10 protein-coding genes are annotated in these 12026 nt (G+C 43.2%); 5 read left to right on the forward strand and 5 right to left on the reverse strand.

What is annotated here, in order from left to right; all coding sequences use genetic code 11:
- Positions 1–13: 13 nt before the first annotated feature.
- Together AC1RRY_RS17665 and AC1RRY_RS17670 are read right to left on the reverse strand one after the other, a co-directional pair.
- Positions 14–1714, reverse strand: coding sequence for a hypothetical protein (locus tag AC1RRY_RS17665; RefSeq protein ID WP_492822169.1), 1701 nt, complete (start codon positions 1712–1714; stop codon positions 14–16).
- Positions 1715–1717: 3 nt separating this feature from the next.
- Positions 1718–3814 (reverse strand): OmpA family protein, encoded by a 2097-nt coding sequence (locus AC1RRY_RS17670; protein ID WP_492822168.1) that lies wholly within the window; start codon positions 3812–3814, stop codon positions 1718–1720.
- A 257-nt stretch (positions 3815–4071) separates the two neighbouring features.
- Between AC1RRY_RS17670 and AC1RRY_RS17675 the strand changes: the two genes are divergently transcribed.
- Positions 4072–4392: a c-type cytochrome gene (locus tag AC1RRY_RS17675; RefSeq protein WP_492822167.1), complete on the forward strand. Its 321-nt coding sequence runs from the start codon at positions 4072–4074 to the stop codon at positions 4390–4392.
- Positions 4393–4463: 71 nt separating this feature from the next.
- Here AC1RRY_RS17675 and AC1RRY_RS17680 read toward each other — a convergent pair whose 3' ends face one another.
- Entirely contained in the window at positions 4464–6323 is a 1860-nt protein-coding gene (locus AC1RRY_RS17680) for a CocE/NonD family hydrolase (protein ID WP_492822166.1), read from the reverse strand.
- Between the two features lie 152 nt (positions 6324–6475).
- Between AC1RRY_RS17680 and AC1RRY_RS17685 the strand changes: the two genes are divergently transcribed.
- The 3 genes from AC1RRY_RS17685 (at position 6476) to AC1RRY_RS17695 (ending at position 9036) form a co-directional block, all read left to right on the forward strand.
- Entirely contained in the window at positions 6476–6637 is a 162-nt protein-coding gene (locus tag AC1RRY_RS17685) for a hypothetical protein (protein WP_492822164.1), read from the forward strand.
- A gap of 250 nt (positions 6638–6887) precedes the next feature.
- Positions 6888–7136 (forward strand): NifU family protein, encoded by a 249-nt coding sequence (locus tag AC1RRY_RS17690; RefSeq protein WP_492822162.1) that lies wholly within the window; start codon positions 6888–6890, stop codon positions 7134–7136.
- Between the two features lie 130 nt (positions 7137–7266).
- Entirely contained in the window at positions 7267–9036 is a 1770-nt protein-coding gene (locus AC1RRY_RS17695) for a D-alanine--D-alanine ligase family protein (protein ID WP_492822160.1), read from the forward strand.
- Between the two features lie 36 nt (positions 9037–9072).
- Here the strand turns inward: AC1RRY_RS17695 and AC1RRY_RS17700 are convergent, their stop codons facing one another.
- Both AC1RRY_RS17700 and AC1RRY_RS17705 read right to left on the reverse strand, forming a co-directional pair.
- Positions 9073–9420: a LytR/AlgR family response regulator transcription factor gene (locus AC1RRY_RS17700; protein ID WP_492822158.1), complete on the reverse strand. Its 348-nt coding sequence runs from the start codon at positions 9418–9420 to the stop codon at positions 9073–9075.
- Positions 9421–9657: 237 nt separating this feature from the next.
- Positions 9658–11004: a tetratricopeptide repeat protein gene (locus tag AC1RRY_RS17705; protein ID WP_492822156.1), complete on the reverse strand. Its 1347-nt coding sequence runs from the start codon at positions 11002–11004 to the stop codon at positions 9658–9660.
- Positions 11005–11260: 256 nt separating this feature from the next.
- On the opposite strand from AC1RRY_RS17705, the gene AC1RRY_RS17710 reads away from it, so the two are divergent.
- A complete protein-coding gene (locus AC1RRY_RS17710) occupies positions 11261–11869 on the forward strand; it encodes an OmpA family protein (protein ID WP_492822154.1) in 609 nt (202 codons plus the stop codon).
- Positions 11870–12026 lie beyond the last annotated feature (157 nt).

The raw sequence follows: 12026 nt of genomic DNA on the forward strand, positions 1-12026 counted from the left end.
TTCTTACAGGAAATTACCAGTTTTGTTTTGATTCCGCTTTTTTCAGCGCCTCGATATTGATTGATTGGGTGGTCCAGATTACTTTATGCTTTTGGTCTTCTATCCGAACAATACCCAGCTGATAGTTGCCGGGCGCAATCAGGAATTTAGAAACATCAAACACAAAGCTAGTTGTCTTCTGTTGATTTCCGAAAAGAAAACTGATTTTTGGAGAATCTTTTGATGAGATAAAACTCGACGAGTTGATTCTCGGCGCATACAGATATAGGTTTTGGGCTGATCGGAAAAGAAGGTATTCCCAGGTATCTGCCGAACCGGCACTCTGTCCACTTGTCTGCTTATCGATCAAAATAAACCCGGTGTCGTTTTTTTCGATGATAATTTCGGTTTTGACGGAATCCCGGCGCGATAACAGGTCGGGCATCAGGGTATCATAAAATGCCGGAGCCGGCTGTTGTAATCGGGCATGGATACCTGTTGATGGCATCTGTTTTTCGTTATGCTGAGCATAAAACTGCTCAGCCACCCGCGATCTGTGCAAATAGCTGATGTTTCTCAGTTCGGCAAAATAGGTGTAGAAATAGAAAACTACCGTAACGACCAGTATTATTTTAATCAGTAAGTCTCGTTTAGATTGATTAGTGAAACTCAGCACGGCAAAGTAGCAAAGGCAAAGAAGCAATGCTGAACTAATTTTGTATTTGCTGGAAAGCAAAAACTCGATGCCGTAGTAAGAAAGCCGGGCGGCGGCTATACCGGCACAGGTAATACCCAAAAACAGGAGGCAACTGATTAAAAACAGGTTGTTGTTGTGCTGCTTGATATTATATTTTCTAAAAAATAACTGAAACGCCAAAAAACCGGATATGATAAGTATCACCATGCCTACACCCATAGGCAGCAGTAGTTGCGTAGCATGTGCAATGTGAGATACATCAATGCTATTACCGAGGGTAGTAAGTATGCCCATTAGTAATAACTTTGGTTTCGATAAATCTATTACGGCTACGTTATCGGGCGGTTTGCTGTAATTGAAAAAGAATAAAAACAGGAATAAAACTGAAGCACCTGACCAGATGCCGAGTTGACGGTATCTCTTCTGAATCACAAGCACAAACAAACCGACTACGGCAATCAATATGCCGTTGCTGCTGGTGAAAATGCCCAGAAAGCAACAGGCAATGGCTAAATAGAAATATGATTTATCTGTTTTATCGTACGAATAAACAAGAAAATAAAGGGAAAGAAATGTCAGCAGGTTGATCCAGAAGTTTTGGACGGAGGCCATTCCCCAGAAAATGTTTTCGCTATTACTGCTCAAAAACAGCATAAATGAAACCGGTGCAAGCGCTAATAAGGAGAAGTTGTTGCGTTTGCCGACATTGTAGAAAACAATCAGGATACCCACCAGAGCCAGGTTGCCAAGAAGCATGAGCACTTTCAGATTCAGAGTACCTGTGAACAGATAGGTGAGCAAGGCAAAAACGCGTGTAAGAACAATGCGGTGCTCGTTATGCTGTGCAAAAAGAATCCTTATTTTTTCTGTCAGGCTACTGGTTGTGAGAAAAACCGCAAGAGAGTTTTTTACTCCGTGGTCGTCCCAATGAGGTATGTTGACTGCATATTTCTGAAAAATGTATCCAAAAAACAGGATGGGAATCAGGATAAAACAGAGCGCTATAAGCCCCTGTTCAGGTTTTTTCTTAGAAGGCATAAATTACAATTTCAAAATTGAGAATTCGACCCTACGATTCTTCTTTCTGGTTTCTTCCGAAACATTGCTGGCAATAGGCCGTGATGGCCCCCAGCCTTTGGTCTGAATATGGCCGGGATTGATTCCTCCTTTTTCTACCAGATACTTTTTTACTTCGTTGGCCCGGTCTTGTGACAGCTTCACGTTCAGCATCAGGTTGTCGTCTGCACCGTCGGTGTGGCCTTCAATCAATACCTCCATGTTAGGGTATTCTTTCATCAGTTGAATGATGCGGTTAAGCTCGGAGTAGGAGGGCGGCAGGATATCATATTTACTCTGGTTGAAAAACAGATTATTCAGTACAATTTTTTCTCCTTCCCTGATGGGTATCAGGTTGATATTCCGTCTGATTTCCCTGAAACGGTTGTCGCGGCTTAAATCGATATTATCGCTTACAGCAATGAAACCCTTTTTAGAAGCACTGAGGCTGTAGTTTTTTTTCAGGGGTACTACAAACTTGAATTCTCCGGTTCCGGGGTCAAACTCCGATACAATTTTTTCTTTCGAGTCGATGAAAGTAGTATCGTGGATAATTTCCAGAAACACATCGGCGGCAATTGGTTTTTTATCTGTGGCATTGAACACAGTACCCGATATAATGGCTACGGGTTCCGGCTTGATTGATGGGAAAAGCTTGATCCGGAAGATGTCTTCACCGCCGAGAGATTTCTCGACAGAGCTCAGATAGGCGAATTCACCTGACGCCGGAATGGTAAAGAAACTGTCCCACTTGGGTGTATTGATGAGCGGGCCTATGTTTTCAGGTTCACTCCATTTGGTCCAGGTGCTGTCGAGGCGGCGGCTCAGAAAAATATCGTTGTCTCCATAACCCGGGAAACCCTTTGTTGAAAAATAGAGGGTCTTTGAGTCTGCCGCAATAAAAGGCCCGGTTTCGTCTTCTATCGTGTTGATGTCGTCACCCATGTTCAGCGGTTTCGACCAGGTGCCGTCTGCATTCAGAAATGAAACATACAGGTCTTTGCCACCTTGTGTGTCCCGGCGTTTGCAGGTCATCACCAGCACCCTGTTGTTGGGAGCCAGAGAAAACTCGGTGAAATCGGCCAGATTATAATAGTCATTGATTTTTACTTCTTTCGGAAACTCCCAGCCCAGCTGTGTTTTTTTTGAGGTAGATAAGCCCTGTGAAAGTGAACCATCAGGCTGGTATACATTCAGCAGAAAGATGGTTTTACCATCGGCCGATACAGAAGTTACTGCGTTGTTCTGTTCTGTATTGATAGGTGCTTTCACGTTTTCGGCTTCACCCCAGGTGCCGTCTGGCTGTAGTTTTGATACCCACACATCCTGCTCTTTCAGTTTGCCAATGTTGCCATCATGCAAAATACGGGTAAAAAACAGTGTTCTGCCATCAGGGGTAATAATAGGCGCCAATTCACCGAATTTTGAGTTAACACCCCGCCCAAGATTCTCTTTCACAATTTCTTTGGGTATATTTTTAGCCAGATTAATCTGCGCCTCATAAGGTATGCTCAGTTCAGCTATCCCCACGGCATCAATCTGATTATAGCCACGCACCAGCGAGGGGGTCATCACCAGTTTTATGGCATGTACTTTAAAGGATGTCTGCGGGATGGTGATGTTCCACATACGCCCCGGTACTTTGGGCGCGTCACCTATGTTTTCGTAAATCAGGTGGTCTTTGTTGGTAGAGTCATAAGCAAAGACCCGGATAATAGCGCCCGGGTTATGGTTTTCGGCAATAGACACCTGTCTGATTTTCATAGGTCTTTCGAAGCCGACCGTTATCCATTCGTCGCCATTGGTATCAGCACCGGCAGGCGACCAGGCAACTTTAGAGTCACCGGTTTGGGGTAGTTTGTTGGGTTTACCCAATATTTGAACTGCTTTGAATTCTTGACCCTGCCCCATAGGGTCGGTGCGTTCGGAAGAAACACCCAATACCTTGCTGGCCCATTGAATGGGCTGGGCCGAAATATCAAAACAAAGCAGAAATACGATAAAGAACCCCCCAAAGCCTGTAATACATTTTTTGAAACACAACAGCGTTCTGCGTTTTTTTGGGGTAGGTAATGCGTTCATACAATTTTAATTTGGGTAAACCCTGATAGCCAGTATAACAGCGAAAGTAAAGTAAAATCAGGAAACTATCAAGAAAATGCATGCTACGGGGTATCATGATTTATTAACAGCCTTTCATTTTTTGTATTTAACGTTTTATTAACAAAATACTATATTAAAAATTTAACTAATTCTTTCTTCATAACGTTTTGTTTACGTATTTAGCGGAAAAGTTTTCCGCTCGGACTTAAGTATAATTTTAATATTTAGATTTACCAATGAAAAAAACATTCCTGACCATTGCCGTTGTGCTTGGTATAGCCTCTGCTTCAAAGGCTCAAACCAAAATACCACCGGATATTGAAAAATTATTACAAAAAAATACCTGTCTGGCTTGTCATAAAGTAGATACCCGTTTAGTAGGACCAGCCTATAAAGACGTTATGAAGAAGAAAAAATACAAAGCAGAAGAGATTGTAGAGTTAATCTACAAGCCGAATCCTGCTAACTGGGAAGGGTATCCTCCAATGGCTCCGATGACACAAGTTCCAAAAGAAGAAGCATTGAAAATTGCAAAATGGATTACTACTTTGAAGTAATAATCTGAATATATCAAATAGAAACCCCTCCGTTGGCCAGGCTGACGGAGGGGTTTTTGTTTAAGGCTGGTTTATTCCAGTATCCGTACTTTCAGGTGGCTGGCGTTATTCTTTTCGTGATACACCTTGTGGGTAGCCGTCTGGAAATCTGACGGGTCTGCAAAATGTATATTGGGCAGGAATTTCTGCGGATTACGATCGATAATCGGAAAGAATGTGCTTTGTACCTGTACCATAATGCGGTGGCCCTTTTTGAAGGTATGCAGTACATCCTGTAATTCGAAAGAAACTTCGTCTACACTGCCGGGTTTGAAGGGTATCGGTGTTTCGAAACTCTTACGGAACTTGCCGCGCATGGCTTCACTTCTGACCATCTGCTGATAGCCCGACATACGGATATGCTTGGCTGTATTGGCGTTATCTTTGGCGTCGTCAGGATACACATCTATTACTTTTACAATAAAGTCGGCATCGGTTCCTGTGGTTGATACTTTCAGGCTGGCCCAGATGTTTCCGGCAAGGGTGATGTCTTTGTCGAGCACATCGGTCTGGAAAGTCAGTACGTCCGGACGGCGGCTGGCATGGCGTTGGTCGTCTACCATGTATTCGCGCGGCATACCTGAAGTGATGTAGTCTGACGATGGCACAGGTTTGCTCGGGTCTGATAGATACTGGCTGGCACTTTTTGCATCAGCCGGGGCATCGAAAGTCAGTTTGCCGTTTGCACCGAAGTAAAGTTTTTGTTCTTTAGCTGCTTTGGGTGGCCATTCGCTGAAGTTGCGCCAGCGGTTGGTGCCGGTTTCAAACATTTGTGCTTCTGCAAAAGTATTGTCTCCCTGGCCTTTCAGGTAGTAGTTAAAAAATTTGCGTTCTATATTCTGGCGGTAATGAATGCTGGTTTTTTCGCCGAAACTCACATTGCCGAGTACGTCTCCGTCACCTCTGGCCCAACCGCCGTGTACCCAGGGGCCAACCACAAAAATATTGAAGATACCCGGGTTCTTTTGCTCGATCGACTGGTAGGTTTTGAAAGTACCGTAGAGGTCTTCGGCATCATACCAGCCGCCCACTACCATTACCGCGTGTTTAATGCTCTTGTGATGGTTCAGAATATTACGGCTTTTCCAGAACTCATCGTAGTTAGGATGGTCAATATTGGCACGCCAGTAGGGGTCTTTGCCCAGGCTTTCGGTATAATTGAGCGAGTTTTTCAATGGACCAAGATTGAGGTAGAATTTGTAGCCGTCAGGCGTGCCGAAATCAAAGCGCTTGCCAAAACTCTGGGTAGGCTTGTTGTCGGTACGATTGGTAAATGAAGGGTAAAACCCAAAGTTATGCGGCAACATAAAGGCACCGTTATGATAGCTGTCGTCGCGCCATAAGTCGGCCATAGGCGCCTGTGGCGATGAAGCCACCAAAGCAGGGTGATTGGCCATAAGACCCGCTGAAGCATAAAAACCCGGATAGCTGATACCCCACATGCCTACTTTACCTGTGGTGTAGCTGAGGTTTTTCAGGAGCCATTCGATGGTATCATACGTATCGGTCGATTCATCGATCGCTTTGCCGTTTTTGGTGTCCAGATGCGGGCGCATTTCTACAAAATCTCCTTCAGACATCCAGCGGCCGCGTACATCCTGATATACAAATATGAAGCCGTCGTGCATCAACTCTGAGCTTGGGCCTACCTGGGTTTTTAGTTTGCCTTCGCCATAGGGCGCTACAGAGTAGGGCGTGCGCTGCATCATGACAGGATATTTTTGGGTGGAATCTTTCGGCAGATAAATGGAAGTAAACAGACGCACACCGTCGCGCATGGGTATGTACACTTCCAGTTTTTTGTAGTTTTCCTGCACATAACCGGCATCGGTGGTCTGGGAAAATGCTGCCCCTGAGCAGAAAAGAATAAACACTAAGATAAAGCTTCGCATAGTTTGCTGATAAATTGAATACAGTTTGGAAATTGATTGATTAGTAGCTGTAAAGATAGTGAAGTGTAGGAAAAGTAGGAAACTGTTTAGAATTAAATAAATGAATGAAAATAATTGAAAATATGTTATATTTAAGTGTTAATAGATTATTTATGATAAAAGAAGAGATAATAACTGAGAAGCGCATACAGGTTAATGCACCTGTACCCCATAAAATAAAAAAAGCCATTGAGTTAAAGAAAAAATGGGTAAACCAGGTTCAGGCAGGAGAAATAGAAATACCTAAAAATGCCGACCGGAAAAGAGTATTATAAGACTTATCCCGTATTTGTGATTTAAAGTTGGGAATGCAAACAATAGATTTATACATAGAGCTACCACCTATGTATTTGAGGATTATGAATTAATACTCGGATTGATTTCAGTTTTATGGGATGAAAACTTCGACAATTACTTTAAGCAAATTGAAATCTTCGAGGAGTAAGTTTATTCTATCGCCCGATTTTGAACTTTTTCAATATTTTTTTACTTTTGTAATAGATAAATACTCTGAATAGTTGGTATATGGAAAATTTAATAGAACGAGTAGAAACCGCTTTAAATACAGTAAGACCTTATCTGCAAACAGACGGTGGTAATGTGAAAGTAATTGAGATTACTGACGACTATACCGTAAGATTGGAATTGCTGGGTGCGTGTGGCGCATGCCCGATGTCGTCGATGACTTTTAAGGCAGGGCTTGAAGAAGCTATTCTGAAAGCTGTACCAGAGATACAAAAAGTAGAGGCACTAAACCTTACACCTGCGTTTTAATAGGGTTTTCGACGTAAAATAAGCTAAAAATATACTGCCACTTGCATTTGCAAGTGGCTTTTTTATTATCTTGCATGCACTTTTTGATTTCAGGCACTACGCTAAACGAATAATCAGTTCAAGGTTTAAAATGGCAAGTAAAATTAGAGTCGGGATTTTCTTTGGCGGACAAGCCCGGGAAAGGGAAATATCATACTTAGGCGGGAAAACAGCTTTCGAGCATATCGACAAAGCTTTGTTTGAGCCGGTTCCGGTATTTGTTGACAGTTTAGGTCATTTTATTCAAATCAACCCTGAGCTGCTTTATGAGGAATCTATCAGGGACTTCTTCCCTTCGAAAAATCTGAATCGTGGGTTTAGAGTATATATAGAATCGTTGGGTGAACTAAACGAAACCCAACTCTATAAACTGATTTATAAAGTCGGCAAGCAGATTCAACCCTCCGATTTCTCGCAGATTATGGATTTCGCCTTTACCATCATGCATGGCCCGCAGGCCGAAGACGGTAGCGTGCAGGGTTTGCTGGAATGGTACGGGATTCCGTATATGGGGCCGGGACTGATAGGCTCGGCAGTGGGTATTGATAAGCCCATGCAAAACCAGCTGATTTCGCTCGTGACAGGTCAAAAGAAAAAGATGGTAACGTTTACCAGAGAAGAATGGGCTACGGCCGACCGCTCGAAACTTTTTACAGAACTGATTAATAATATCGGCTTCCCGTTTGTGGTGAAAGCCCCACATCAGGGGTCATCAATCGGGGTAGCTATTGTCAGGAAAAGAAGCCTGGAAGAATTTACAAGGTCTGTTAACCAATGTTTCTTTGAAGCGATTTTCAAAAAGAATGACTGGGAGAAACTGACCGAACGCCAGAAACGGCATTTGATGGAGAAAACCTCAAATCTGGATGAAGGCATCGGGTTTCCGGTGATGGTAAACGGCAAGATATTGTCGCACCCGGCTGATCTTATGGAGGAACTGGATGCTGTTTTGTTTACGGCCGATACCGCCACGGTGGTTTCGGTAAATGCCGAGGATTATGTGATGATAGAGGAGTTTATTCAGGGACAGGAGTTTTCGTGCGGTGTGATTCAGGAAGATGACGGCAAAGCCATTGCCCTGCCCCCTACAGAAATATACGGAGAAATACAGACTTTTGACTTCAAGTCGAAGTATAAATCGAATGTGACCAAGAAGCGGATTCCGGTTGATACAAGTATGGAAAATCTGCACAAGATTCATGAGAGCCTGTTGAAGACTTTCAATACACTGGGCTTTTGTGTAGTGACGCGCATAGACGGCTTCCTGACGGCTGACGGCCGCGTGCTTTTGCATGACCCGAATACGATACCGGGGATGTCGCCCTCTTCGCTGATATTCAAACAGATGGCAGAAATCGGGCTTACGGTTACCCAATCAATTACCTATTTTATTCGTCAGTCGGTTCGGGAGCGTATCAGAAGCGGAAAGAACACTGTGCCATTGCGCCAATTGCTGGAAAGGCTGGACGCCATGATTGAAGAGCGCGTAACTACTACCCGCAAGAAAGTGGCGGTGGTATTCGGAGAATCTGACGAGTTGTATAAAAAAGCACAGAAGAAAATAGGAGAGTATTCGGCCTCGCCGGTTTACGAACCCGTGCCTGTATGTGCTGCGAAAAACGGACAAATGTATAAGATACCGATGAACCTGATGTTCAAGACCGATATTATGGACTTCGGGCAGTCAGTCGGAAAACCGAAACATCCGTTCATAGCCGAAATTATAGAGAAAGCCAAGGACATTACTACGAAATATGCCGGTGAGTTTGATACCCAGATGAAGAAACTTTCAGAGGCTGAACTGGTTGAAATGGCCCAGTTTATCTACCAGTGTGATGCCGATACGCTGGTGGAGTTGTAGTATATAAGGAGCAAATTCTTAATAGCAGAAAGAGTTTCAAGCAACAGCCCATTGCTTTAAATTCCGCCTTAAGGTGCTTCTTTTTCTTCTCGAAACTTTAATGACTACATCGTTCGGGATTGTAACTGATTCATTCGACAAAAGTGATGAATCGGCATAATTCATATTAATCAGATACTTCTTGTGGATTCGTAAAAAACCGAAGTCTTTCACCAAAGGCTCGATTTTTTTTAGTGTCACAGCAATTATTAAAGGTTTTTTTTCTTCGAAGTGTATTTTAGTATAATTGGCAAGTGCTTCTAAGAGCATAATTTCATTGACACAAACCCATGTTTTTTTATTAAGAAAAACGATTATGTCTGAACCAAGCAGAGAGGTAGTCATAGCAAAAGTGTTTTGAGCGAGGTAATAATGCTTAAAGTAAGCGTATTAAATTGAAGGTTTCAAAACTGACTTAACCAGGCATGGGTTGTGTCTTATAAAGATAAGGTTGTGTTTAGTGAAGCAATAGAAGGATGTAGTTGAAGCCAGGCTTTGGTTGAATAGACTCTGCTGAAACGGAAAGCAAACAAAAAAGCCCTACCTTATGGCAGGGCTTTGACAGTATATCAGTAGCAATGCTTAATTACAGTATTCACGTATTACATTATAGGCTGCCGAGTAGCCAAGCTCGCCGGCACGGCTCAGGTCATAGCAACCGCCGTTTTCATCGCCCAGCGCGTGTTTGATAATGCCTCTCACATAATAGGCTTCGCCGTATTTGGGGTTCAGTTTAATGGCATTGGTACAGTCTTGCATGGCTTCTTTCTGAGCGTTCATCGATGAGCGCACGAACCCTCTGAAAAAATAAGCCTCGGCATAAATCGGATTCAACTCAATAGACTTGTTCAAATCGGTAATGGCACCTTTGGCATCTCCGTTTTTGAATTTGGCTATGCTGCGGCTGTAGTAACCTTCTGAGCGATCTTCTGAAAACTCGTTGATTTTGCCCTTTTCCTGAACCATATTGCGGAGCTCATCCAGGACATTTCTTTTGATGCGTCCATGATAAACTATTTTCGATTCAATGTTGTCGTTATTGATTTCGATGGCTTTGGTCAGGTCGTGAATGGCGTCTCTCTGGTTATTGAGTTTGCTGTAGCAAAAACCACGGCCGTAATAGGCTTTCGTATTTTGATTGTCGAGCGCTATGGCCTTGTCGAAATCGCTGATAGCACCCCGGAAATCGTCTATTTTAGTTTTGCTGAAACCACGGTTATATAAAGACTCGCCGTCTTCAGGATTTAATTTGATGGCTTCGTCGAAATCCTTAATGGCGCCGGTATAATCATGGATTCGCAGGCGGCTTAAACCCCGGCCGGCAAATGTCTGCGATCGCTTGGGGTTCATGTCTATGGCTTTGGTAAAATCCAGAATACTTCCCTGGAAATCATCCAGACGCGATTTACATACCGCACGAGAATAATAGGCCTGATATTTATTGACATCCTCGGTATTGAGGTCTAGTACCTTACTGAAATCCTGAATGGCCCGGTGGTAGTCAAGTAATTTTGCACGGGCTGTACCTCTGTATAAATAAGCCGTGGCGTCGTCAGGGCTTAGATCGATGGTACGGTTGTAATCTTGCAGGGCAGAGCGGTAATCATCCTGTTCACTTTTGCTTTTCCCCCTGAACAGGTAGGCGAGTGCGTTTTTTGGGTCAAGGTCGATGGTTTTATCAAAATCCAGTATCGCTCCCCGATGATCTTTGAGTTGCTGCTTAGCCAGCCCTCTGTTGAAATAACTGTTGGGATTGTCCGGATTCATGGAAATGGCAGTACTATAGGCTTGAGAAGCGCCTACAAAATCACCGGCCTTACTTTTAAAAACGCCAATGTCAAAATAATCGGATGCAGTTTGCTGGGCAAATACTTGATTAATACCCATCACTGCCGCCAGAAAGCAGAAAGGGAGTAAGCGGTTCTTCATACTAAAGTTCGGGTAGTTAGGAGAAAGAGGTAAGGTCTTTCTAAAAGAGAAATTCTTTAGCAAAGATAAATTTTATGGTGATTTACCCAACATTTTTTCGGAAAAGATTTTGTTAAATCTACCCTTGTAATGAAGGGCTGTAAATATTTAATAAAAATCTTGCGATCATTATATGTTTTTTAGGAACTTTGTGCAATTCCGGATTTTAAGAAACCTTAAAAACCACCAACTTACGTTGCTATCATATTATTAATTTATGAAACTACATCGACTTCTGGCGATGGCAGCACTGGGTATAGTGCTTGTCGCCTCCTGCAAATCATCAAAGAAAACATCAGAGAATGCGGCAAATGGCCGTAAGAAAGACCCGATTGCCGCAGAGGCCGCTTTGAGGATCGGCATCATGCTTGACAAACTGGCTAATGACCTGATAAGCGCTACCAGTGGTAAGGCAGATATTGTGCGCACGGCTGATGGTATTAATATAACGTTTCAACCTGATTTTTACTTCGAGTCGAGTTCTGAGAGACTGACAGCCGATGCCAGAGGTGTATTAGGCGATATATCAGGGGTGTTGAATCAATATCCGTACACAGAGATATTTATTGAAGGCCATGCCGACAGCAGTGGTAATCAATTGAAAAATAAGACGTTGTCAGAGAATCGTGCCAAGTCGGTTGCTTTATTTTTGAAGACGAAAGGAGTATTGGCTGAGCGTATGGCCGTTGCAGGCTATGGCGCTACCCAACCCTTGGCAAGTAATGCAACACCGGAAGGCCGCCGGAAAAACCGCCGGGTATTGGTAAAAATACGGGCTAATGAGAAGAAATTCCTGGAGTCGAAGGCCTCGATAGTGAGCCAGTAGAGGATTAAATGGTGATTGAGTGATTTAGTGAATGAGTGATTTAGTGAGTGAAGCATTTTTGGTTGTTTACTATAAGGCACTGTATATATTGTGAAATTATATACTAAGGGCAGCAGATTTGCTGCTCTTTTTTTTTGCCTATAAAGCGGTAGAGACG

This window comes from Emticicia sp. GW821-FHT11C11 (genome assembly GCF_058808615.1).

What these genes read in the sequence shown, in the direction of transcription:
- AC1RRY_RS17690 (WP_492822162.1), top strand. Translation starts at nt 6,888, where the DNA reads ATGGAAAATTTAATAGAACGAGTAGAAACCGCTTTAAATACAGTAAGA.
- AC1RRY_RS17705 (WP_492822156.1), bottom strand. Translation starts at nt 11,004, where the DNA reads ATGAAGAACCGCTTACTCCCTTTCTGCTTTCTGGCGGCAGTGATGGGT.
- AC1RRY_RS17675 (WP_492822167.1), top strand. Translation starts at nt 4,072, where the DNA reads ATGAAAAAAACATTCCTGACCATTGCCGTTGTGCTTGGTATAGCCTCT.
- AC1RRY_RS17710 (WP_492822154.1), top strand. Translation starts at nt 11,261, where the DNA reads ATGAAACTACATCGACTTCTGGCGATGGCAGCACTGGGTATAGTGCTT.
- AC1RRY_RS17700 (WP_492822158.1), bottom strand. Translation starts at nt 9,420, where the DNA reads ATGACTACCTCTCTGCTTGGTTCAGACATAATCGTTTTTCTTAATAAA.
- AC1RRY_RS17670 (WP_492822168.1), bottom strand. Translation starts at nt 3,814, where the DNA reads ATGAACGCATTACCTACCCCAAAAAAACGCAGAACGCTGTTGTGTTTC.
- AC1RRY_RS17695 (WP_492822160.1), top strand. Translation starts at nt 7,267, where the DNA reads ATGGCAAGTAAAATTAGAGTCGGGATTTTCTTTGGCGGACAAGCCCGG.
- AC1RRY_RS17665 (WP_492822169.1), bottom strand. Translation starts at nt 1,714, where the DNA reads ATGCCTTCTAAGAAAAAACCTGAACAGGGGCTTATAGCGCTCTGTTTT.
- AC1RRY_RS17685 (WP_492822164.1), top strand. Translation starts at nt 6,476, where the DNA reads ATGATAAAAGAAGAGATAATAACTGAGAAGCGCATACAGGTTAATGCA.
- AC1RRY_RS17680 (WP_492822166.1), bottom strand. Translation starts at nt 6,323, where the DNA reads ATGCGAAGCTTTATCTTAGTGTTTATTCTTTTCTGCTCAGGGGCAGCA.